General features: G+C 67.4%; 22 protein-coding genes. 11 read left to right on the top strand and 11 right to left on the bottom strand.

What is annotated here, in order from left to right:
• Nucleotides 1-24 precede the first annotated feature (24 nt).
• From FL625_RS17525 to FL625_RS17490, 8 genes are all read right to left on the bottom strand, one after another.
• Entirely contained in the window at nucleotides 25-1,194 is a 1,170-nt protein-coding gene (locus FL625_RS17525) for an amidase (protein ID WP_149589962.1), read from the bottom strand.
• A gap of 79 nt (nucleotides 1,195-1,273) precedes the next feature.
• Nucleotides 1,274-2,302: an extracellular solute-binding protein gene (locus FL625_RS17520; protein ID WP_149589961.1), complete on the bottom strand. Its 1,029-nt coding sequence runs from the start codon at nucleotides 2,300-2,302 to the stop codon at nucleotides 1,274-1,276.
• A gap of 22 nt (nucleotides 2,303-2,324) precedes the next feature.
• A complete protein-coding gene (locus FL625_RS17515; protein WP_149589960.1) occupies nucleotides 2,325-3,128 on the bottom strand; it encodes an ABC transporter permease in 804 nt (267 codons plus the stop codon).
• The gene (locus FL625_RS17510) at nucleotides 3,121-4,035 is read right to left on the bottom strand and encodes an ABC transporter permease (protein ID WP_149589959.1); all 915 of its coding nucleotides are present in this window, start codon (nucleotides 4,033-4,035) and stop codon (nucleotides 3,121-3,123) included. Before FL625_RS17510 ends, FL625_RS17515 begins: the two co-directional genes overlap by 8 nt.
• On the bottom strand, nucleotides 4,036-5,109 hold the full coding sequence (locus FL625_RS17505) for an ABC transporter ATP-binding protein (protein WP_149589958.1): 1,074 nt from the start codon (nucleotides 5,107-5,109) through the stop codon (nucleotides 4,036-4,038).
• A 62-nt stretch (nucleotides 5,110-5,171) separates the two neighbouring features.
• Nucleotides 5,172-6,608 carry an amidase gene (locus tag FL625_RS17500; RefSeq protein WP_149589957.1) on the bottom strand — a complete coding sequence of 479 codons (1,437 nt, stop codon included), beginning with the start codon at nucleotides 6,606-6,608 and terminating at the stop codon, nucleotides 5,172-5,174.
• A gap of 104 nt (nucleotides 6,609-6,712) precedes the next feature.
• Nucleotides 6,713-8,350, bottom strand: coding sequence for an ATP-binding protein (locus tag FL625_RS17495; protein WP_160147817.1), 1,638 nt, complete (start codon nucleotides 8,348-8,350; stop codon nucleotides 6,713-6,715).
• 107 nt (nucleotides 8,351-8,457) lie between these two features.
• Complete coding sequence (locus tag FL625_RS17490; RefSeq protein WP_149589955.1) at nucleotides 8,458-8,790, bottom strand: DUF6476 family protein; 333 nt, start codon at nucleotides 8,788-8,790, stop codon at nucleotides 8,458-8,460.
• Nucleotides 8,791-8,803: 13 nt separating this feature from the next.
• On the opposite strand from FL625_RS17490, the gene FL625_RS17485 reads away from it, so the two are divergent.
• A complete protein-coding gene (locus FL625_RS17485; protein WP_149589964.1) occupies nucleotides 8,804-9,841 on the top strand; it encodes a pseudouridine synthase in 1,038 nt (345 codons plus the stop codon).
• 345 nt (nucleotides 9,842-10,186) lie between these two features.
• Nucleotides 10,187-10,444, top strand: a complete 258-nt coding sequence (locus FL625_RS17480; protein WP_149589954.1) for a YjhX family toxin — start codon at nucleotides 10,187-10,189, stop codon at nucleotides 10,442-10,444.
• A 106-nt stretch (nucleotides 10,445-10,550) separates the two neighbouring features.
• On the opposite strand, the gene FL625_RS18140 is transcribed toward FL625_RS17480, so the two are convergent.
• Nucleotides 10,551-11,081: a DUF4189 domain-containing protein gene (locus tag FL625_RS18140; protein WP_160147816.1), complete on the bottom strand. Its 531-nt coding sequence runs from the start codon at nucleotides 11,079-11,081 to the stop codon at nucleotides 10,551-10,553.
• Nucleotides 11,082-11,456: 375 nt separating this feature from the next.
• Here FL625_RS18140 and FL625_RS17470 point away from each other — a divergent pair, with 375 nt between their 5' ends.
• Nucleotides 11,457-13,433, top strand: a complete 1,977-nt coding sequence (locus tag FL625_RS17470; RefSeq protein ID WP_149589952.1) for a potassium transporter Kup — start codon at nucleotides 11,457-11,459, stop codon at nucleotides 13,431-13,433.
• Between the two features lie 183 nt (nucleotides 13,434-13,616).
• Nucleotides 13,617-14,513 (top strand): RNA polymerase sigma factor RpoH, encoded by an 897-nt coding sequence (rpoH, locus tag FL625_RS17465; RefSeq protein ID WP_149589951.1) that lies wholly within the window; start codon nucleotides 13,617-13,619, stop codon nucleotides 14,511-14,513.
• On the opposite strand, the gene FL625_RS17460 is transcribed toward rpoH, so the two are convergent.
• On the bottom strand, nucleotides 14,410-15,486 hold the full coding sequence (locus tag FL625_RS17460; protein ID WP_160147815.1) for an alpha/beta hydrolase: 1,077 nt from the start codon (nucleotides 15,484-15,486) through the stop codon (nucleotides 14,410-14,412). The genes rpoH and FL625_RS17460 overlap by 104 nt on opposite strands.
• Nucleotides 15,487-15,644: 158 nt before the next feature.
• Between FL625_RS17460 and FL625_RS17455 the strand changes: the two genes are divergently transcribed.
• The 5 genes from FL625_RS17455 (at nucleotide 15,645) to FL625_RS17435 (ending at nucleotide 20,803) form a co-directional block, all read left to right on the top strand.
• The gene (locus FL625_RS17455) at nucleotides 15,645-16,337 is read left to right on the top strand and encodes a phosphatidylserine decarboxylase (protein ID WP_149589949.1); all 693 of its coding nucleotides are present in this window, start codon (nucleotides 15,645-15,647) and stop codon (nucleotides 16,335-16,337) included.
• Nucleotides 16,338-16,340: 3 nt separating this feature from the next.
• On the top strand, nucleotides 16,341-17,090 hold the full coding sequence (gene pssA / locus FL625_RS17450) for a CDP-diacylglycerol--serine O-phosphatidyltransferase (RefSeq protein ID WP_149589948.1): 750 nt from the start codon (nucleotides 16,341-16,343) through the stop codon (nucleotides 17,088-17,090).
• An 81-nt stretch (nucleotides 17,091-17,171) separates the two neighbouring features.
• Complete coding sequence (locus FL625_RS17445) at nucleotides 17,172-17,810, top strand: class I SAM-dependent methyltransferase (protein ID WP_354001265.1); 639 nt, start codon at nucleotides 17,172-17,174, stop codon at nucleotides 17,808-17,810.
• A 35-nt stretch (nucleotides 17,811-17,845) separates the two neighbouring features.
• Complete coding sequence (locus FL625_RS17440) at nucleotides 17,846-18,829, top strand: Gfo/Idh/MocA family protein (RefSeq protein ID WP_149589946.1); 984 nt, start codon at nucleotides 17,846-17,848, stop codon at nucleotides 18,827-18,829.
• Between the two features lie 147 nt (nucleotides 18,830-18,976).
• On the top strand, nucleotides 18,977-20,803 hold the full coding sequence (locus FL625_RS17435) for a M3 family oligoendopeptidase (protein ID WP_149589945.1): 1,827 nt from the start codon (nucleotides 18,977-18,979) through the stop codon (nucleotides 20,801-20,803).
• Nucleotides 20,804-20,819: 16 nt separating this feature from the next.
• On the opposite strand, the gene FL625_RS17430 is transcribed toward FL625_RS17435, so the two are convergent.
• Nucleotides 20,820-21,248, bottom strand: a complete 429-nt coding sequence (locus tag FL625_RS17430; protein WP_160147814.1) for a host attachment protein — start codon at nucleotides 21,246-21,248, stop codon at nucleotides 20,820-20,822.
• A gap of 178 nt (nucleotides 21,249-21,426) precedes the next feature.
• Between FL625_RS17430 and FL625_RS17425 the strand changes: the two genes are divergently transcribed.
• Both FL625_RS17425 and FL625_RS17420 read left to right on the top strand, forming a co-directional pair.
• Nucleotides 21,427-21,744, top strand: coding sequence for a hypothetical protein (locus tag FL625_RS17425; RefSeq protein ID WP_149589943.1), 318 nt, complete (start codon nucleotides 21,427-21,429; stop codon nucleotides 21,742-21,744).
• A gap of 165 nt (nucleotides 21,745-21,909) precedes the next feature.
• Nucleotides 21,910-22,791, top strand: a complete 882-nt coding sequence (locus tag FL625_RS17420) for a LysR family transcriptional regulator (RefSeq protein WP_149589942.1) — start codon at nucleotides 21,910-21,912, stop codon at nucleotides 22,789-22,791.
• Nucleotides 22,792-23,043 lie beyond the last annotated feature (252 nt).

Here is a 23,043-nt window from a genome sequence, read left to right as displayed (position 1 = left end):
CTCTCCTCGGGCCGGACTCTAGCATCAGATGGAGGAGTTCTCGGGGGTCAGAGCAGGCCAGACCTGGGCGCTTGGCAGCACCACCGCATCGAACTTCCGGAACATCCGCGCAGCATGGGCATGCCAGCGGCTGCGGATCACGCTCGCCTCGTAAACGGCCTGCGCCGAAAGTCCCTGACCCTGCTCGATTTCCCACAATGTCTCAGGTTTCGTCAGCGACCGCTTGACCGGATCCTCGGCCAGCGCCCGTTTGCCCCCGGCGTTCAGCATCGCCCGCAGCGTCACCCAGGACGACCAGAGCGTCTCGGCCGGGAAGGGCGGGTCCAGTGGTTCCACCCGCGCGCCCAGATCCTCCAGCTGCCGCAGGGCCGCCTCGCACAGATCGAGGATCCCCGGCTCCATTGCATAGGCGCCGCCCCAGTCGGCCAGCCAGCCGACGCGCAGGCCCGTCAGATCGCGATCCGGCACCAGGTCCGGCACCGCCCGCGGGAACGGAACCTCGGGATTTTCGCCCGCAAGGACGATCAGCAGCCGCGCCAGATCCTCGACCGTCCGCGCCATGGGGCCTTCGGTGGCCAGCGTGGAGAGATAGGTATCCCCCTCGGCGTCCTGCGGCACCACCCCCCAGGTCGGGCGGAAGCCGTAGACGTTACAGAAGGCCGCGGGGTTGCGCAGGGACCCCATCATGTCCGACCCGTCTGCCACCCAGGCCATCCGGCAGGCCAAAGCCGCCGCCGCGCCCCCGGAAGACCCGCCCGCGCTACGGGTCAGGTCATAGGGATTGCGCGTGACGCCGAACACCGGGTTGAAGCTGTGCGATCCCTGGCCCCATTCCGGGACGTTGGTCTTGGCCGCGATCACCGCGCCCGCAGCCCGCAGCCGGGCGGCGACCAGATCGTCCTTTTCCGGCACATGGTCGGCAAAGAGCGGCGAGCCCCAGGTCGTCCGCAGCCCCTTCGTCGCCACAAGATCCTTGACCCCGAAGGGAATGCCGTGCAGCCAGCCCCGCGGCTCGGCATCGTCCAGCGACCGGGCCTCGGCCAGAAGCGCATCAGGATCGCGCAGCGAGACGATGGCATTTACGGACCCGTTCAGCGCGTTGACCTGCGCAAGCCACTCTGCCATCACCTCGGACGGAGAAACCCTGCGCCCATGGATCGCCGCCGACAGCTCCGTGGCCGACCACTCCAGCATGGGCTTGCCCTTTCGGAAATACTCCACGGGGGGTGCGGGGGGTGTGAAACCCCCCGCTGCGACGCCAGCCCGCTGGCGCCTACTTCTGCAATTCGGTCCAGATCGCGGTGATGTATTCCAGCGACTTGCCCGTGCAGGTCGGCAGGAAGGTGCCCGCGGCCTTGAACTCCTCGGGGATCACCACCTCGGGCGCGGTCTTCATGTCCTCGGGCATGAACTCTTCCGACCCCGAGATCCCGTTGGCATAGCGCGCAAAGGCCGAGATCATCGCGGCGTTTTCCGGAACCATGATGAAGTCGAGGAACTTGTAGGCCTCCTCCACGTTCTTCGCATCCGACAGCAGAGCCACCGAATCCATGAACAGCGGATAGCCTTCGCGCGGATAGCCATACTGCACGTCGCCGTTGGTGTTGATCCGGACCCGCATGGTCGAGCCGTTCCAGTTCACGCTGGCCGCCCAGTCGCCGTTCGACAGCCGCTCGGTCGCGCCATAGTCCATGCTGATCCAGTTCGGCTTGGCCGCGAGAAGGACATCCCGGGCCTTCTTCATCACCTCGGGATCCTCGCTGCACGGCTTGCCGCCGACATACATCGTGGCCAGGGCCACGATGTCGTTCATCTCGGGCACGACGTTGATCTTGCCCACCAGTTCCGGCGGAACGTCCAGGAAGACGGCCGAGGTGTTGATGTCGCCGGAATAGACCTTGGTGTTCACCGCGATGCCGGTCGAACCCCACTGCCACGGGATGGTGAACTTGCGACCCGGATCCCAGTCCACGTTCTGCCATTCCGGTGCGATGTTCCTGTGGTTCGGCAGCTTGGACAGGTCGAGTTCCTGGATCAGGCCCTTCTCGATCCAGATCGGCACATAGTTGGCCGAGGGCACCACGAGGTCGAAGCCCGACCCGCCGGCCTCGACCTTGGCAAGCGCCACGTCGTTCGAATCGTAGTCGGTGACGGTGACCTTGATCCCTGTCTCCTTCTCGAACTTCGCCAGAAGCTCCGGGCTGGTGTAGTTGCCCCAGTTGTAAAGCTGCAGCACGCCTTCGGCCGAAGCGAGCCCCGTCGAGGCCAGCAGCAGCGCGGTTGCGGACAGAAGTCTCTTCATTCTCGTGTCTCCCGGTTGGTTGTCAGTCTTTCTTGCGCGTCAGAAGGAAGAAGGCGGTCAACAGGACCACCGTCACCCCCAGAAGCATGGTCGAAATCGCATTGACCTCGGGCGTGAAGGCGCGGCGCAGCTGGCCCAGCATGTAGGTGGGCAGCGTGTCCTGGCCGCCGGACTTCACGAACTCGGTAATCACCACGTCATCCAGGCTGATGACGAAGGACAGCATCGCCCCGGCCATGATGCCCGGTGCCAGCAGCGGCAGGGTCACGCGCCGGAACGTGGCCCAGGGTGTGGCGTAAAGATCCGCCGCGGCGGTCTCCAGCGCGAGGTCCATGCTTTCCAGCCGTGCCCGGATCGGCAGGTAGGCGAAGGGGATGCAGAAGGCGGTATGTGCCGCGATCAGGTAGCCGAGGCCCTGATAGCCGGTGGCCACCTTGATGATGCCGAAGAAGATCATCAGCGCGACCGCCGTCACCACCTCGGGCACCATCAGCGGCTGGTTGATCATCACATAGATCAGCGTCTGCCCCCTGTAGGCCCGCCGCCGGGTGGTTCCGAGTGCGGCCAGCGTGGCCAGCGTCGTGGACAGGACCGAGGCCGAAACGCCGATGATGAGCGACCGCACGGTGGCATCCTTCACCGCCTGATTGGCCCAGGCGTCGCCATACCAGTGCAGCGAGAACCCGCCCCATACCGCCACCGAATTCGAGGCATTGAACGAGTAGATGACCAGCGTCACGATCGGAAGATAGAGGATGACGAAGGCCGCGATGGCCACGGTGGCAAAGCCCGGCAGGCGGCTGATCTCGAACCCGCGCTCAGCCATGGCCCTGGCTCCGGTCCCGGTTGGCGACCTTGACATACACCAGGAGTGCGGCGGTCACGATGACCAGCAGCAGCACGGACAGCGCGGCACCCAGCGGCCAGTTCCGGCCTTGCAGGAACTGAAGCTCGATGAAGTTGCCGATCATCATCTTCTTCCCGCCGCCCAGGATGCGGGGCGTCACATAGGCGCCAAGCGAGGGCACGAAGACCAGGATCGAGCCCGCGATGATCCCCGGCTTGACGATCGGCAGGATCACGCGGCGGAGCGTCGTCCAGCGACTGGCGTAAAGGTCGTAGGCAGCTTCCAGCAGCCGCATGTCGAAGCGTTCGATGGTGGCGTAGAGCGGCAGCACCATCAGCGGCAGGTAGACATAGGTCATCCCGATCAGGACGGCCGTTTCGGTATAGACGATACGCAGCGGCTCGGTGATCACGCCCAGCCAGATCAGCGTCGTGTTCAGGATGCCCTCGTTGCGGATGACCTCGTTGATCGCGAAGGTGCGGATCAGGAGGTTGGTCCAGAACGGGATCGTGATCAGGAACAGCCACATCGCGCGCTGCCGGGCGGGCCGGGTGGCAATGAACCAGGCGGTCGGGAAGCCGATGACGAAGGTCAGCGCGGTGGTCGCCAGCGACAGCCAGACCGAGCGCCAGAAGATCGTCAGATGCGCGTCCGCCAGCGTGTAGCGGTCCTCGAAGATGTCGTAGCTCAGGAAGATGGCCCGCCAGCCTTCGGTCGAGAACTGCCGGATCACGCCCCCGGTGTCATTCGCGGTCAGGAAGGAATAATAGACCACGATCAAGAGCGGCCCCGAGGCCGCCAGCGCCAGCACCACCAGCGCCGGCAGCGACAGAAGCCAGCCGTTCCGGGCCGAGCTTCGGATGGCGTTTTCCTCGGCGGGGCTCATTCAGTCCTCCACCCGCTGCACCGCGCCTTCGGCAAAGCGGATACCGACCGCCTGGCCCTCGCTCAGCCCCGCTTCGCCTGAGGCCGGGCTTTGCAGCCGCGCGACGACCTCGGTGCCGTCAGCCAGCGCCAGGTGGCAATGCGTATCGGTGCCGAAATAGACCAGCGCCTTCACGCTGGCTTTCAACCCGTCCGAGGGCAGGCCGAGCCGCACCTGTTCCGGCCGGACGCTGACGGTCGCCTCGCCGCCCGCAGGCAGGCCCGGGACCTCGATGCGCTCTCCGGTGGCAAGCCGCAGGGCGCCGGCCTCGGCGGTCCCTTGCAGGAAATTCGTCTCTCCGATGAAGCTGGCCACGAAGCGGTTTTTCGGGTGGATGTAGATGTCCTTGGCCGTGCCGACCTGCTGGATCTTGCCCGCACTCATCACCGCGATGCGGTCGGACATGGTCAGGGCTTCTTCCTGGTCGTGGGTCACGAAGATGAAGGTGATGCCCGTCTCAAGCTGCAACCGCTTCAGTTCGATCTGCATTTCCTTGCGCAGCTTCAGGTCCAGCGCCGACAGGGGTTCATCCAGCAGCAGCACCTTCGGCTGCGGCGCGAGCGCCCGGGCCAGTGCCACCCTCTGCTGCTGTCCGCCCGACAGCTGGCTGGTCTTGCGCCCGGCCATCGCCTCGAGCTTCACCAGCGCCAGCATCTGCGCCGTCCGCGCCTTGACCTCGGCGGCAGGTTTACCAAGCATTTCAAGGCCGAAGGAGATGTTCTGCGCCACCGTCAGATGCGGGAACAGCGCATAGCTCTGAAACACCGTGTTCACCGGGCGGCGGTTCGGCGGCAGGGTGGTGATGTCGGTCCCGTCCAGAAGGATCGTGCCGTCGGTCGGCATCTCGAACCCGGCGATCAGGCGCAGAAGCGTGGTCTTGCCGCAGCCCGAGGGCCCCAGAAGCGTGAAGAACTCCCCCCGCCGGATGTCCACCGACACATCGTCCAGCGCCCGCACGACCCCGGCACCCTGCCCGAAGGCCTTGACGACGTTCCGGGCCGAGATTGTCACTGCATCGGCCAAGGAATCCCCCATGTTTCCCCAAGTTTGATCATATTGTTCGGAAACTTTCTTTACCGACAAGCGATTCCTTGCCCTTACCCTGCCATCGCGGCTCTTTTCCCGGCCCAGGGAGCGGCCCGCTCGATTTCTGCGCAGAGGCTGATCAGAAGCTCGTCCTGCCCGAAGGCGGCCGCCAGATGCACGCCGATCGGCAGTCCCTGCGAAGACCAGCCCAGCGGCAGGCTGGCCGCGGGCTGGCCGCTGGCGTTGAAGATCGCGCAGAAGGGCGAATAGGCGAAGATCCCGTTCGGCCCGGTGCGGTAGGCCACATAGTCCTCGGTGTCGTGGTTGAATCGCCCGACCCTTGCCGGCGGTTCGGCCAGGGTCGCCGACAGAAGCACGTCGGGGCCGCCGTCGAAGAACCCGGCCATCTGCCGGCCGAAGGCATGGATCTCGCCTACCGCTTCAAGATAGCGGGTCGGGTGCAGCCTCTGCGCATGGGCCCAGGCGCCGCGCCCGACGCCCTCCACCTCGTCCGGCCGTGGCGCCCGCTCGCCCAGCCTGGACCGGATCGACAACGCCGTGCCGATGCCCACGATGTCGGTCCAGGCCCGCATCATCATCGCCACGTCCGCGCGGGGCCGCGCCGGTTCGACGACATGCCCGAGGCTCTCCAGCAGCCGCCCAGCCGAGCGCACTGCTTCGGCGACTTCCGGGTGGATGGGCTCTCCGGTGAATGTGGTGTCGCAGATCCCGATGCGCAGCCGGCGCGGCGGGCGGCTGATCGCCGCCGCATGGCCCCGGTCCAGTGGCGGCGCGACATAGGGCGCGCCGAGATCCGGTCCCTCGCAGGCGTCCAGCATCACCGCCGTGTCGCGGACCGATCGCGTCAGGAACCCGTCGATCGCCATGCCGGCCCAACCTTCGCCGGCGTAGGGACCGTCAGGCAGCCGCGCCCGGGTCGGCTTGAAACCGAACAGTCCGCAGCTCGAGGCGGGAATCCGCACCGATCCGCCCCCGTCCGAGCCATGTGCGAAGGCGACGATCCCCGCCGCGACCGCTGCCCCAGCCCCGCCCGACGATCCGCCCGGCGTATGGTCGGTGTTCCACGGGTTGCGCGTCGGCCCGCCATAGACGGCAGCCTCGGTCGCCGCCCCGATACCGCCCTCGGGGCTGGTGGTGCGCCCGAAGGTCACGACACCGGTCGCCCGGATGCGCTGAAAGATGCTGGAATCGCCGGGATAGATCGTGTTCGCGAACAGGCGCGAGCCGTTGTGCGACGGGAAATCCTTCGCCTCGATCCCCAGATCCTTGATCAGGAAGGGCACTCCGCGGAACGGCCCCGGCGGCAGGCCCTCGGCAATCGCCTTGCGCGCAACGCCTTCCTGGATCAGAACCACCGCGTTCAGCGCCGGATTTCGTGCCTCGACCGCTGCCAGGGCGGCGTCCAGAAGCTCGGACGGCGTCACCTCGCCCGCAGCCACCATTGCGGCCAACGCCGTTGCGTCCGTGGCCCCCAAATCCCCGATCATCGCCGTCTCCTGTCCTTCTACCCGGTCAGCCTGCGCCGGGGCTGCGGGCGGCGTCATGTCCGAACCCGACATCGCCTGCCGGTATCCGGCGCCGCACGCGAGAGTCAGCGGCCGGGCATGACCCGGGCCAGAACCTCGCGCAGCGCCTCGGGCAGGATCGGCTTGGGCAGGAACCCGTCCAGGGCAGCCCGCAGCGCCTCGTCCTCGCGCACGGCCAGGATGTCGGCGGTCATTGCGATCACCGGCACCCGCTGGCCGTGGCGCGCCCGGATGTGCCGCAGCGTCTCGGCCCCGTCCATGCCGGGCATCATCAGGTCCAGAAGCACCGCATCCACGCCGCCCTGCTCCAGCCGCTGCAAGGCCTCGGGGCCGCTGGCCGCCTCTATGAAATGCGCGCCGATGGCCGTCAGCAACTGGCCGGCGACCAGACGGTTGGTGGCGATGTCGTCCACGACCAGGACGGTGCAATCCCGAAGGTCGGAAACCCGGGGTTGCTGCGGCACGGCCTCGGCCTCGAGGGCAAGCACCGTCAGGCGCATCGTGGTGCCCTGCGCCGTGGGCAAGATCACCAGATCCCCCGACATCTGCCGCGCGACCGCACGGCTGATCGCCAGGCCAAGCCCCACACCCGGCGTTTCGCTGGATCCCCGGTAGAAGGGCTCGAACACCTTTTCGTGCAACGCCTCGGGGATGCCCCGGCCCTGGTCGGCCACGTCGATCACCAGGCGCGAGCGAACATAGCGCACCGTGACCGAGACCGGGCCGCGCGAGGAATGTTTCAACGCGTTGCCGACCAGGTTGCCCAGGCATTGCCGGACCCGTTGGCTGTCGATCAGCAGGTGTGTCGGAACATCGCGTTCCACCGTCACCACAAGCTCGCGCCCCTGGTTGCGGGCCTGCAACTCGAACACCAGCAGGTTGGCCGACAGTTCCGCCCGGACCGCAACGGGGCGCGGGGTGATGGCGACCCGCCCCTCGGTCAGGGCCGAATAGTCAACGGCATCGTCCAGCATCACCGCCAGGTCGCGCGCCGAGGTGACGATGGTGCGCAGCCGCTGCCGCGATGCACCGCCGGCCGCCGCCGCCTCGATCTCGCCGAGCCCGATCACCGCGTTGAGCGGCGTACGCAGCTCGTGGCTGATCTGCGCCAGGAAACGCCCATTGGCGACATTGGCCGCCCGCGCGGCCGCAGCCGCCTCGACCCCGGCGCGATGCAGGCGGTTGTTCGACACCATGGCGGTCAGGGCATAGCCGAAGGCAAAGACCACCGTGACCGTGGACGCGACAAGGCCGATCCAGCTGCCCAGCGTCAGCCAGTGCCAGGTGTTGAAGATCAGGACGACCGCAGCAGCCGTGGCGAGGCCGACAATCCCCAGCCGCAGATGGATCGAGCGCACCGAGGTCAGATGCAGAAGCGATCCCATCACGATGCCGACCGCGATTGCCTTGGCGTAGGGGTCGTCCTGCAGCCAGACCATACCCGCGGCCGAGATGATGGCGGCTTCCATCGGCACCAGCGAGAACAGATAGCCCAGATAGCGGCGCGGCTGCCGGATCGGGTCAAGACCGCGCAACAGGTGCTGGGATACCAGTTCGCCGCCGATCTCGACGCAGAAGAGCGCGGTCGCGAGGACGGGCGAGATGTAGATGGAGCAGAGGAGGTAGGCCAGCGCGACCAGGATCAGCCTGGGCACGAATTCGCCGCGCAGGATCCGGTATTGCCTCGCCAGCTCGTCGCGCACCCGCTCCCCTTCCGCCTTCGAGAAACTTGGGGACAGGGGCATCGGTCGGGGTGCACCAGGAAATTGCGGGGATGGCTTCGACTGTAGCCCCAACGTTGTGCGGCTGGTCAAGGCCCGCTTTCGGGAACAATCTGCATCTCTTGTCGCAGGGTCCCGCTCTTGCCGTAGATGAGGATGCGGTCGTCGGTGGTCACGATCGCCGTCCAGCCGGTGCCGAAGGTGATGGCGGCCGGTCGGGTGCCCTCGGGCAGTTGCAGGCCCTCGGGCAGGGCAGGGGTCGAGGCGGCAAGGGTCTCGGGCATGCGGGTGACAAGCAGCCCGACCACGGTTATGACACCCCCGATCATCGTCAGCGTCAGCAGGACGACCAGCCACTTCAGAAGCCGCAGGCTGGGCGGCAGGGCCGCATCGGGGGCGTCGGGCGTGACTGGATCGGGCATCGGGGACGAGGGCATGGAGGGGCCTTTCGAGGACGACGAGGGCGGGACGCTCTCGGTCACCATCGGCGCGGATGCCCCCGCCCGCCTTGATAAGGCGCTTGCCGCCGCCGTGCCAGAGGAAGCCGCGCTGTCCCGGTCGCGTCTGATGCGGATGATCGCCGACGGCGACGTCAGCCGCGACGGACAGGCGGTGACGGACCCCAAGGCGAAGGTGGCAGAGGGGGAGGTCTACACGCTTCGCCTCGCCCCTGCGATCGCGGTCGATACCCGGCCCGAAGCGATCCCGCTGGCGGTGGTCTGGGAGGATGCCGACCTGATCGTCATCGACAAGCCGGCCGGGATGGTCGTCCACCCCGCGCCGGGATCGCCCTCGGGCACGCTGGTCAATGCCCTGCTTCATCACTGCGGCGACAGCCTGTCGGGGATCGGGGGCGAGCGGCGGCCGGGGATCGTGCACCGGATCGACAAGGATACCTCGGGGCTTCTGGTGGTGGCCAAGTCCGACCGGGCGCATCACGGGCTGGCGCGGCAGTTCGAGGACCATTCGGTTGCCCGGCATTACCTGGCGGTGGTCCACGGCCTGCCCTCCGGCGCCGATCCGCGTCTGCGGGGCCTGCGCGGGGTCGGCTTCGAGCCGGGCGGCATCCTGCGGATCGCGACCAACCTCGCCCGGCACCGGACCGACCGGCAGCGGCAGGCGGTGGTCTGGGACGAGGGCCGCCACGCCGTCACCCGCGCCCGGGTGGTGGAGGACTTCGCGGGGCAGGCCGCGCTGATGGACTGCTGGCTGGAGACGGGACGGACGCATCAGATCCGGGTCCATCTGGCCTATGCCGGGCACGCGCTGGTGGGCGACCAGACCTATGGCGGCCGCAGGAAGCTGCCTGCTGTGCTGGGGCAGGGGGCCGAGGTCGGGAACGCCTTTCCCCGCCAGGCCCTGCACGCCGCAACCCTGGGGTTCGACCATCCGGTGACGGGAGAAAGAATGGAGTTCTCCTCGCCTTTGCCAGAGGACATGGAAGCCCTGATCGGGGCGCTTCGGGGAGCATGAGCCGGAAAGTGTCCACGGTGGACAAAACCGGATACCTTCAATTTATCAATGCCTTGATCGTGGGCGTTAGGGATCTGGAAAGGATCTCCCGGCGCGGACCCGCTTGACCGGATCTCTTCGGCAGGAAGTCTGCCAGCCCCCCCTTTCTCAATTGATTTCGGTCCGCTACATTCGGCCTTGCACGGGACAAGACCGTCCAGAGGAGTGCGCTTCATGCCGGAGACTGTGGCAGCCTGCTGACGTCATTCCGCCCCTGACCGGGGGAGGTGGATGACCTGAACGACCCGACGAAGCGCGTCTGCCTTCGTCCGGTCCGGCATGGCACCAGATTTCGGACTTCCTTAAATGAACATCTCACGGACCGAGCAGCGGGTGCTGCACGTCCTCGCCCTGGGGGGGCGGATCGACCATGTGCGCAATGGCAAGCGGATCGACGAGATCCTGTGCGTCACGCGCGACGGGCTGATCCTGGCCGACTGCACGCTGGACGTGTTCCGGCGCTTGCGCAGGAAAGGCCTGATCGCCTCGCAGGGCGGCGGACCCTACTGCATCTCTCGGCTGGGGCGGCTGAGCGTGCGGGCTCAGGCGGACAACCAGGGCTGATCCGCCCCATTCCCGGTCTCGCGCCTGGTGGTTGGGGGCCTCCGGCGGGAGTATTTGGAAAAAGGGCAAATCAGAGGGGCGCAGGTGCGGGCCCGCCTTCTGGCCGTCAGTTGCTGACCCAGACCGGCAGGCTTTCCAGCACCTGTTCCACCTTGCAGCCCTTGCCACCCTGGCTCTTGCAGGCCCGCAGCGCCTTCTTGCGGGCCGTTGCCGCGTCGGGCCCCTGATCGGAATGAAGGCTGCCGGAATTGTCCACCGTGACGGCGATGGCCCCGTTGACCACCCAGGTCGCGGCCCGGCAGTTCAGGAAGCCGCGGTTGCTGCATTCCCCGAGGGCACCGCTTTCGGCGGCGGCCTGGCTGTCGGCGCCGACCGTCCAGGTGTAGGTCGGCGTTCCGTTCGCATCGTTCCCCCAGGCCAGAACGGCATACTGGTCAATCCAGTATCCGCCCGCCTGATCCTCGGGTGGGCCGACATATTCGCACAGGGGCACGTCGTAGCCGGCGCTCTTGTCTATCCCGATCAGCACCTCGTCCGGGCCCGGCCCGTTGCAGGGATAATAGGCGAGAGCCTGCGTCGGCAGCAGGGCGAGAAGGCCGGCGGTGGCCAGACGGATCAGGCGGGGAAGGCGGAGCATGTTCGTCCTGCGAAATGAGTTCGATGCACGATGGTCTAGCGCCTGCCGGGCAGACTGTCGGGTCGGGAAAACCCTAGTCAGCCGGCGCCCCGGTTGCGAGTCGCGCGCCGATCCGGCTGGCCAGACGGCGCCTGAATGGTCCCGCGGGTCCGGTCGCCGGTCCTTTCGCATCCGCAGCATTGTCAGGGGGGCGATATCGGCGTATGTCTTTCGGTCAGGCCGACGTCCTTGAGTCGGTATCGGCATCGGAGCCATAGCGCACCCCTCCTGCCAGGGGGGATCCGGACCCGTCCCTTCGCCCATCGGCAAGCCGGTGGCTGCCGGACCCGCATCCAGACCCCAGACCAGCCACAGAGCAGCACCCGAGGGTGAGCCATGATCCACGACCCGATTCCGCGGGGCGTCCAGCCCGCATTGCCGCTTTTCGACGAAGACGCCCTGGACATCGCCGACTATTTGAAGGCCGAAGCCGGCCCGGACGACATCCACACCGACGCGACCCGCAGACAGGGGCTTGCGGCGCTGACGCTCGGGGCGGTCGGGGTGGTTTACGGCGACATCGGGACCTCGCCGATCTACGCCTTCCGCGAGGCGATCCGGGCGACCGGGGTGCGCGACCCGGGCGCGGAAGAGGTGCTGGGCATCCTGTCGCTCTTGTTCTGGACGCTGATCCTGATCGTCACCGTGAAATATGTCTTCGTCCTGCTGCGCGCCGACAACCGGGGCGAGGGAGGCATCCTGTCGCTGTACACGCTGGTCCGGCTCGCGGCGGGCAGGCGGTCGGTGCCGGTCCTAGTGCTGGCGCTGACGGGGGCGGCGCTGTTTGCGGGCGATGCGGCGATCACGCCGGCGATTTCGGTCCTGTCTGCCGTCGAGGGGCTGGGGCTGATCCTGCCGGCGCTGTCGGCCTATGTGCTGCCGGTCACGCTGGGCATCCTGGTCGCGCTGTTCATGGTGCAGCGGCGCGGGACGGCCAACGTGGCGCGGCTCTTCGGGCCGATCTGCGTGGTCTGGTTCCTGACGCTTGCGGGCCTGGGCCTGTGGCACATCGCCGAGGAGCCCCGGGTTCTGGCCGCGTTCAACCCCCTCTGGGGCCTGGGCTTCCTGTGGCATAATGGCGGAGTGGCCTTCGTCGTGCTGGGCGCGGTCTTTCTGGCGGTCACCGGGGGCGAGGCGCTGTATGCCGACCTTGGCCATTTCGGGCGGCGGCCGATCACGTTGGCCTGGTTCGGGCTGGTGCTGCCCGCGCTGATGCTGAACTACCTGGGCCAGGGCGCGATGGTGCTGGCGAACCCCGACCTTGCTGCGGAGAGCTTCTTTGCCATGGCGCCCGAGGCGCTGTTGCCCGCCCTGGTCGTCCTGGCCACCGCTGCAACGGTCATCGCCAGCCAGGCGGTGATCACCGGGGCCTTTTCCATGGCGCGGGGCGCGATCCAGCTCGGCTTCCTGCCCCGCCTGCGCATCCAGCACACCGCCGAGGGCCAGAGCGGGCAGATCTACATCGGCGCGGTGAACTGGCTGCTCTTGTGGGGGGTGCTGTGGCTGGTCCTGTCCTTCGGGTCGTCCTCGGCGCTGGCATCGGCCTACGGGATCGCGGTGACGGGCACGATGGTGCTGACCTCGGTGCTTGGCGTGCTGTATCTGGTGCGGTCGGGGCGGATGCGGATGCCGCTGGCGCTGCTGGTGGCGTCGCCTGTCCTGGGGGTGGAGCTGGTGTTCCTGGCGTCAAACGCAGTGAAGTTTACCGACGGCGGCCATGTGCCGGTGGCCGTGGCGGCAGTGGTCGGCATGCTGATGTGGGCCTGGTGGCGCGGCACGCAGGCCGTGCGGACGCGGGTGGCCAAGCTGGCGATACGGGTGGTCAGTTTCGTGCGGATGATGCGGGGGGCCAGCGTCCACGTCATCCCCGGCACCGCCTTCTTCCTGACCGGCGATCCGGGGATCGTGCCTTCGGCGCTGTTGCACAACATCAAGCACAACCGGGTCCTGCACGAGCAGACGGTGTTCCTGACGGTCGAGACGCTGCGCGTGCCCTATGCGACCGCCGAGGAGCGTGCGACGGTGGAACCGCTGGGTGGCTGCTTTGTGCGGGTGATCCTGCGCTTTGGCTTCATGGAGACGCCGAACGTCAGCCGCGCCATGGCCCACGCGCGGGCGGCGGGGCTGAAGTTCGACGTGATGGCCTCGACCTTCTTCCTGGGGCGCAGGCGCGCGGTGGCGACCGGGACAGGGTGGGAACTCATGATGGACCGGCTGTATGTGGCCCTGTCCCGCATGGCGGCGGACCCGACCGATTTCTACCACCTGCCGCGCGATCGGGTGGTGGAACTGGGCGAGCGGGTGGCAATCTGACGAAATCGGTCGGTTTTTCTGACATTCGCGTGAGACCTCTGTCACAATGCTTCTCGGGCGACGGCGGGAACCACACTTCACGTTAAACATTGTGTGCGAGACGACCCTTGCGCAGGAGCGGCGGTTACCTTAGGTTATCGCCGTCCCGGGGGCGCTGACGCACCGGGATGAAGAGGGGGCAAGATGAGCACCTACACCAACCTACCCGCACCGAGCCCGGAACAGGGCCTGAACCGGTACCTGCAGGAGATCCGCAAGTTTCCGCTGCTGGAACCGGAGGAGGAATACATGCTGGCCAAGCGCTGGGTGGACCATAAGGATCCCTCGGCGGCGCACAGGCTGGTCACAAGCCACCTGCGCCTGGCGGCGAAGATCGCCATGGGCTATCGCGGCTACGGCCTGCCGCAGGCCGAGGTGATCAGCGAGGCGAACGTGGGCCTGATGCAGGCGGTCAAGCGTTTCGACCCCGAGAAGGGTTTCCGTCTGGCGACCTATGCGATGTGGTGGATCCGCGCCTCGATCCAGGAATACATCCTGCGGTCGTGGAGCCTGGTCAAGCTGGGCACGACCAGCGCCCAGAAGAAGCTGTTCTTCAATCTGCGCAAGGCCAAGGCCAAGGTCGGCGCGCTCGAGGAGGGCGACCTGCGGCCCGAGAACGTGGCACAGATCGCCAAGGACCTGAGCGTGACCGAGGACGAAGTCATCGACATGAACCGGCGCCTGTCGGGGTCGGATGCGAGCCTGAACGCCACGGTCGGCTCGGACGGCGACAGCGCGACCCAGTGGCAGGACTGGCTGGAGGACGAGGACAGCGACCAGGCCGAGGCCTACGAGGAGAAGGACGAGCTGGATGCCCGCCGCGCCCTCCTGGTGCAGGCGATGGCGGTCCTGAACGACCGCGAGAAGGACGTGCTGATGCAGCGCCGTCTGGCCGACGAGCCGGTGACGCTGGAGGAACTGTCGGAAAGCTATGGCGTCAGCCGCGAGCGGATCCGGCAGATCGAGGTGCGCGCCTTCGAGAAGCTGCAGGCGCGGATGCGCGAACTGGCCAAGAGCAAGGGGATGCTGGTCCCGGCCTGACCCGCCCCTGGCCCACAGTTTCAAGGAACGCGGCGATCCGGACCATGATCGCCGCGTCGTGCCCGACCCGGACATCGCCTCCGGACGGCAGAATCATCAGCTCGGCGCCCGGAACCGACCGCGCGACGTGGCGCGCTGCGGCGGTGGTGCCGAAGCGGTCGTCCTCGGCCGAGATCGCCAGCGTCGCGGCGGCGATCGCGGCCAGGGGAAAGTCCGGCGGCGCGGCGGCCCAGCGGGCATCGTTCAACAGACCCTGATATTTCAGGCTGACCGGCAGGATCCCGTGCAGGATGGCGCGAACCCGAGCCTGTTCGTCGGGCGCTGCGGCATCGACGAGTTGCGGGTCGGTGGCCAGAAGCGTGGCGATCATCCGCCTCTCGGCGGCGCGGATCCCGGCCCAGACCAGCACATCCGACCGCAGGCCATGCGCGATGATCCAGCCGGCGACCGGATCGGGCGGAGGCGGTGCCGGGCGGCCGGTAACGTAGGTCGCAGGCACCAGCGGGACCAGCGCGCGGACGCGGGCCGGATGGCGCAGGGCCAGGGCCAGCGCCGGGATCGCGCCGGCCGAGCCGCCGATGACCGCAACCGAGGGCAGGTCGAGCGCGTCGAGCAGGTCGGCCAGGGCATCGGCCTGCGCCTCTGGCCCCGCGTCGGCCGGAAACGGCGTTCCGAGATAGCCGAAGCGCGAGGGCGCGATGACGCGGAAACCTCCGGCGATCAGGCGATGAGCGAAGAGAAGCCCCTGGTCGTAGCCGCCTCCAGTGCCGTGGATCACCAGGACCGGCGGCCCCTGGCCGGCTTCGGCATATTCCTGTGGCCCGAACCGGCTGGGCGCCTGGCGCGGCGGTCCCGCGGCCGCGATGGCGGCGCGGGCGGCATCCAGCACCTGTCGGTAATCCCGCACCGCAAGCCCTGCCCCCGCGGCGACCAGCGCCATCGCGCCGAGGCCCAGCATCGTCCTGCGCCGCATCCCCGCCTCTCCCGTTGGCCCATGACCGAACCTGGGCCGGGCCGGACCTGCCGTCATTGACCGGCGTCAAATCCGCTTGACCCGCGCCGGTGCGGCAGGTTTGGGAATTGCGCCTTCCGGCCCTTGGGGTTAGGTGCGTGCAGCAACGGAGGACGCGCATGCGGATGATCGACACCTTCCTCAAGCCGATGCACCCCGAGGGGTGGAAGTTCGTTCCCGCCTTCGCGGCCGTCACGCTGGTCCTGTTCTGGATCTGGGAGCCGCTGGGCTGGCTGGGGCTGGGCCTGACCGTCTGGTGCTATTACTTCTTCCGCGATCCCAAGCGCGCCGTGCCGGAGAACGCGGGTCTCATGGTCAGCCCCGCCGACGGCGTCGTCAGCCTGATCGAGCGCGCCGTGCCCCCGGCCGAGCTGGGCATGGGACCAGAGGCCCTGACCCGGGTCAGCGTCTTCATGTCGGTGTTCAACTGCCATGTGAACCGCGCGCCCATTGCCGGCCGGGTGACGGCGGTCGCCTACCGGCCGGGCAAGTTCTTCAACGCCTCGCTGGACAAGGCATCCGAGGAGAACGAGCGCAACGCGCTGGCCATCGAGATGGCGGACGGGCGCAAGATCGCTGTGGTGCAGATCGCGGGCCTCGTCGCGCGGCGCATCCTGTGCTGGAAGGCGGAAGGCGACCGGGTGCGCACCGGCGAACGCTTTGGCCTGATCCGGTTCGGCAGCCGGCTGGATGTCTATCTGCCGGAAGGCGTCGAGCCGCAGGTCGCGCTGGGCCAGACCATGATCGCGGGCGAGACGGTGATCGCGCTGATCGGGCAGGACGCCCCGGCCCGCGCAGCCCGGATGGAATAGGCCATGGCTGCCCCCGCCGAACCGCCGCGGCAGCTGTTGCTCTTGAAGCTTCTGCCGAATCTGGTGTCGATCCTGGCGCTGTGTGCGGGACTGACCGCGATCCGCTATGCGATCGCGGGCAATTTCACGCTTGCGGTGCTGCTGATAGGGGTGGCGGCGGCGCTGGACGGGCTGGACGGGCGGCTGGCGCGGATGCTGAAGTCGGAAAGCGCGATCGGGGCGGAACTGGACAGTCTGTGCGACTTCGTCAACTTCGGCGTGACGCCTGCGCTGGTGCTGTATCTCTGGGGGCTGAAGCCCGAAACGAGCCTGGGCTGGATCGCGGTGCTGGTCTATGTCGTCTGCTGCATGCTGCGCCTGGCACGTTTCAATGTCGGAGCGAAGGACCCGGTCGGCGAGGCCGCGGAAAAGACCAGCTTCATCGGCGTGCCCTCGCCGGCCGGGGCGATGCTGGTGCTGTCGCCGCTTTACCTGGCCTTCGCCACCGACCGGGTCCTGACCCTGCCGGCGGTGGTGGTGGCGGCCTGGATGGTGGGGATCGGGGCGCTGATGATCAGTCGGGTCCGCACGCCATCGCTGAAGCGCATCACCATCTCCGCCGAACATGCCCGCTATGCCCTGGTCGGCGCGGTCGTGGTCGTGGCGGCGCTCTTGACCTATCCGTGGGTGACGCTGCTGACGCTGTGCCTCGTCTATCTGGCGGGTGTGCTGTGGCTGGCCATGCAGAATTTCCGGAAGCCTCGCTCCACCTGAGCGTGTGGCCGCCTGCCTGCTTTCACTTGCATTCCCCGGGGGGCAGGTCACAGTCCTCTCGACAGGAAAGCCAGGGGAATCATGCCTATGCAGGAAGATGCGATCCGCAGGTCCTATCGCCGCTGGGCACCGGTCTATGATCTGACCTTTGGCCGGATCACCCAGGGCGGGCGAATCCTCGCCGCGCGACATGTCAACCTGCAAGGCGGATCGGTGCTGGAGGTCGGCATCGGCACCGGTCTTGCGCTGGAGTTCTACGGCCCGCACGTTCGGGTCACCGGGATCGACCTGTCCGAGGACATGCTGCGCGAGGCAGAGGCGCGCGTGCGCCGCCGGGGACTGCGCAACGTGGACGGCCTCTACCCGATGGACGCGCGAGCGATCGCCTTTCCCGATGCCAGCTTCGACCATGTCGCCGCCATGCACATCATGTCGGTCGTCCCCGAACCCGAAAGGGTGCTGGACGAGATGGTGCGCGTCGTCCGCCCCGGCGGCTCGGTCCTCATCGCCAACCATTTCGCCGGCCGCGCCGAGGGCTGGTCCTTAGCCGAGCGCCTCGCCGCGCCGCTGGCCGACTGGCTGGGCTGGCACGCCGATTTCCCGATCGAGCGGGTGCTGGGCCATCCCGGCCTGCGGCTGGAGGAAAGCCGGCAGGTCCGCCCCTTCGGCCTGATGACCTTCCTGCGCTTTCGCCGGGTTGAAACGGCCGGCAAAACCTGACCTAGTGTCGGCCGCAACGGCAGGGGAGGATCAGGATGAAGCCGGTCAGATGGGGTGTGCTGGGGGCGGCGCGGTTCGCGCGGGAACACATGGCGCCGGCGATCCACGCCGCCGAGGGGGCGGAACTGGCGGCGCTGGCGACATCCGATGCCGCGAAGGCCGAGGGGTTCCGCGCCTTCTGCCCGTCGCTGGCGGTGCATGGCAGCTACGAGGCGATGCTGGCCGATCCGTCGATAGACGCGGTCTACATTCCGCTGCCCAATCACCTGCACGTCGAATGGACGCTGAAGGCGCTGGCGGCGGGCAAGCATGTGCTGACCGAAAAGCCCATCGCGCTGCGCGCCGAAGAGATCGACCGGATCATCGCCGCGCGCGACGCTTCGGGCCTGCTTGCGGCGGAAGCCTACATGATCGTCCACCATCCCCAGTGGCAGCGCGCGAAGGAGTGGTTCGAGGCCGGCGAGATCGGCGATCTGGTCCATGCCGACGTGGCCTTCAGCTTCAATCTGACCGACAAGGGCAACATCCGGATGAAGCCGGAAACCGGCGGCGGCAGCTTGCGCGACATCGGGGTCTATACCTTCGGCTGCGCCCGCTTCGTCACCGGGGCGGAGCCGGTGGACATCTCGGCCCGCATCCACCGCGAGGGCGGGGTGGATACCTTTGCCCAGGTCGCGGCGGTGATGGAGGGGCCGCGCGGACGGTTCACCTATGGCTCGATGACCTCGATGCGGATGTACAACCGGCAGGTGGCGACCTTCCAGGGCACGAAGGGGATGATCCGGCTGGAGGGCGGGCCGTTCAACGCCAACGTCAACGATCTGGCCGAGGTGGAGCTGCACCAGGACGGCAACCGGGTGACAGTGGAGCGCTTCCCCACGGCCAACCACTACAAGTTGCAGGTCGAGGCCTTCAGCCGGTCGGTGCGGACGGGCGCGGCCTATCCCTGCCCGCTGGAATTCGTGCGGGGCACGCAGGCGATGATGGACCGGGTCTACGACGTGGCGGTCGAGATCTGACGCGGCGCTCGTCGATGACTGCGTCACTCCTCGCTCGGGGTGTGGCGCATCACGACGAGGAGACGAAGTCGAACGAGGAGGGGTCGGGGGCTTTTCCCGGACCTCTGCCTGGCCTAGATCACAGTGACAGTATTCCCGGAGGACCCGATGACCCTTGACCTGCCGCAGCCCGTTTACGACGCCAATGCCTCGGGGGGCGGGTTCGGGGATCTGCCGGACTGGGACCTGACCGACCTATATCCCTCGCCCGACGGCCCCGAGTTCGCCGCCGACATGGCGGAACTGGAACGCGCCTGCGCGGCCTTCGCGCAGACCTATGAAGGCCGTCTCGGACGGCAGGATGCGGCGGGCCTTCTGGCCTGCGTGCGGGAATACGAACGGATCGAGGTGATCGCCGGGCGGCTGATGTCCTATGCCGGGCTGCGCTACTATCAGAACACCATCGACCCCGAGCGCGCGCAGTTCATGGGCAACGCGCAGGACAAGGTGACGACGGCCACCACGCCGCTGGTCTTCTTCAGCCTGGAGTTCAACCGGCTGGACGACGACCACCTGGCCCGGCTTCTGGCCGAGAACGCGGATCTTGCCCGCTACAAGCCCGTTTTCGACCGGATGCGCGCGATGCGGCCGCACCAGCTGTCGGATGAGCTCGAACGCTTCCTGCACGACGAAAGCGTGGTCGGCGCCAGTGCCTGGAACAAGCTGTTCGACGAGACGATGGCAGGGCTGATGTTCGCGGTCGAGGGCGAGCCGGAAGAGCTGAACCTGGAAGCCACGCTGAACCTCTTGACCGACCCCGCGCGCAACCGGCGCGAGGCTGCGGCGCATGCGCTGGCCGAGGTGTTCCAGAAGAACATCAAGTTGTTCGCCCGCATCCACAACACGCTGGCCAAGGAAAAGGAAATCCACGACCGCTGGCGCAAGATGCCCACGCCGCAGCATTCCCGGCATCTGTCGAACCACGTCGAACCCGAAGTGGTCGAGGCGCTGCGCAATGCCGTCGTCGCGGCCTATCCCAAGCTCAGCCACCGCTACTATCGGCTCAAGGCGAAATGGATGGGCCTCGACAAGCTTCAGGTCTGGGACCGCAACGCGCCCCTGCCCACCGAAACCCCGCGCACGGTCGGTTGGGACGAGGCGCGCAGGACCGTGACCGAAGCCTATGCCGCCTTCGACCCGCGCATGGCGGACCTGGCGAAGCCCTTCTTCGACAAGGGCTGGATCGACGCGGGCGTCAAGCCCGGCAAGGCGCCCGGCGCTTTTGCCCACCCGACCGTCACCACGGTGCACCCCTATGTGATGCTGAACTATCTCGGCAAGCCGCGCGACGTGATGACGCTGGCGCATGAGCTGGGCCATGGCGTGCACCAGGTGCTGGCGGCGGGGCAGGGGGAGCTTCTGTCCTCCACCCCCCTGACGCTGGCCGAGACCGCCTCGGTCTTTGGCGAGATGCTGACTTTCCGACGGCTTCTGGATCAGGCGAAGACCCCGGCCGAGAAGAAGACGCTGCTGGCCGGCAAGGTCGAGGACATGATCAACACGGTCGTCCGCCAGATCGCCTTCTACGATTTCGAATGCAAGCTGCATGCCGCCCGGGCGCAGGGGGAGCTGACGCCTGAGGACATCAACGCCCTGTGGATGTCCGTCCAGGCGCAGTCCCTGGGTGACGCCTTCGAGTTCATGGACGGATACGAGACCTTCTGGTCCTACATCCCCCACTTCGTCCATTCGCCGTTCTACGTCTATGCCTATGCCTTCGGCGATGGTCTGGTGAACGCGCTTTACGCCGCCTACGACTCCGGCCTGCCGGATTTCCAGGAGAAATACTTCGCCATGCTGAAGGCGGGCGGGTCCATGCACCACAAGGATCTGCTCGCGCCCTTCGGCCTGGACGCGAGCGATCCGAAGTTCTGGGACAAGGGCCTGTCGATGATCGCGGGCTTCATCGACCAGCTGGAGGCTCTGGAGGTCTGACCCCCGGAAGGCCGAGTCAGACGTTCGGCAGGTCGGGCAGATGGCCTGCAAGGTCGCGCGCCGGGATGTCGGAGAGATCCTTCGCCAGTTCGGCCGCGACATGGGGCGCAAGTGCGGCGGGCAGGGCGTCGCGCAGCGCACCCAGCATCTTCGGCCCGGCGGCCAGCACGATGCGGTCGGCCTTGCCCTTCGCCCATTCGTCCTGCAAGGCCCGCACCACATGGCGCGCCAGGCGCGGACGTTCGATCTCGGCCTCGGAGCGGGTATCGTGGCCGAAGCTGACCCCGCCGGAACGGTTCCGCCCGCCCTTGGCGAATTCGTAATCGACATCCTCGAAGGCATCGGCGCTGGCGCTCTGGATCTCCTCGATCTCGCGCCCCCGGCCAAGGAGCAGCCGGAACCCGGCTTCGTCGGCAAGACAGAAGAGCGTGGCGACAGGTTTCATGAGAGGCTCTCCGCTGGGTTGATGAATCAAGGTTCGACCTTGCCGACTCATCCTGCCATGATCCTGATCAGACCGGCTGGAAAATCGGCCGCGCGTGCGGCGGATGCGCACAGGGATGCAGCGGGACTTGGCAAACGGGGCAACCGATCCTAACTTGACGCCAGAACCGGAGGTCCCGATGCCGCAGCTTGTCCGCCTTTACATCCAGAGCGTTGCCCTTGGCTTCGCGATCTCGGCGGGGTTCACCGCTGGGCTTCTCTGGCTGGACGTTGCCGGGCTGGGCCATCTGATCCAGGCCTCGAGCATGGGCTGGGTCGCCGTGGCCATGCTGGTCGTCTTCAACGGGATCGTTTTTTCGGCCGTCCAGTTTGCCTTCCGCGTCATGGGGATGGCCGAGGCCGAGGACGGCCCGGGCGGCGGTCGCGGGGTTCGTGAGCCTGTCGCCGTGCCAGTGCAAGTGCCGGTGCCGGTCGCGGCCCGTCGCACGGGGCGCTGATCCCCGAAATCTCACGATTTGCTTCGGCAGGTTTCGCCCGTTTGTCCGGGCGTGATCCGACTTGAGGGAATTGGGCAGGGAGCCCGGGACCGCAAGCTTCGGGGCTTGGCTTTCGCGAAAAATGATGCAGCTGTCCCGGGACGTGTCGTCTGGGAGTGCGTTTTCGTGGACCTGCAACTGATCAAGACCTTCCTCGAAGTCGCGGCCACCGGATCCTTCGGTGCCGCCGCCGGCCGGCTGTTCGTGACGCAATCTGCCGTCTCGCTGCGCATTCAGCGGCTGGAGGACCAGCTGGGCCGGCCCCTCTTCGAACGGACTAAGGCGGGTGTGGTGCTGACGGCGGCGGGGCGCGAGTTCCGCGGGTTCGCCACCATGATCCTGCGCAACTGGGAACAGGCGCGGCAACGGGTCAGCGCGCTGGACGAACGCGCCCGGACGCTGGCGATCGGGGCGGAAAGCACGCTTTGGCCGCGGTTCGGCTTCCGCTGGATCGACCGGCTGCGGGAAGGCCATCCCGAGCTGGAGATCCGGGCCGTGCTGGCCGAACCCGACGGGCTGGTGCAGATGGCGCTGTCGGGCGAGGTTCAGGTGATGCTGACCCACGGGCCCCTGGACCGGCCGGGCCTGCATTCCGAACGGCTGATCGAGGAACAGCTGGTCATGGTCTGCCCCTGGCCCGAGGCGACGGTCGAAAGCGTCGCCCCGGCCTATACGCTGGTGGACTGGGGGCCGGAGTTCCTGCGGTTTCACGAGGCCGCGCTGCCGGGCCTGGCCAACCCGCGCCTGACGCTGAGCGACGGGGCCATGGCCGCCTGGTTCCTGCGCTCGCGCCCCTGCGCGGCCTATATCCCGACGCGGCTGGCCCATGCCTCGCTGGAGACGGGGCAACTCTTCGCGGTGCAGGACGCGCCCGGATTTTCGTTGGTCTCCTGGGCCGTCTGGCGCGAGGACACCGACGAAGAGTTGCGCAGTGTTGCCGCAAGGGCACTGGCCGACACGCTCTCCCTCGTGCGCGAGGACGCCAGCGAGGTGATGGAGCAGCTTTAGCCCGGAAGGGGCGGGCCGGGCATCGCGCTGATTTCCGGGCGTTTTCCCGGCACCGCCCCGGTCCGTAAGCTGCCAGTGCCCGTGTTCAAGGTTTGCAGCACACGAGAAATTCTTGAGACCCCCTCAAGTATTCCAAATTTTGCTCAGCGTTATCAGCAGCTTATCTCTTGACCTGCCCCCCGGTCGTCCCTCGTTCATAACGAGAGTCCTTGGGGTTGATAGTGGTCGGTTTTGGGTTGGGCAAGTGCGCCG

The sequence above is a fragment of the Tabrizicola flagellatus genome, assembly GCF_008271465.1.
Lineage (GTDB): Bacteria > Pseudomonadota > Alphaproteobacteria > Rhodobacterales > Rhodobacteraceae > Tabrizicola > Tabrizicola flagellata.
The sequence above is the reverse complement of the archived record's forward strand: the minus strand, read 5'-3'. Positions and strand labels throughout refer to the sequence as shown.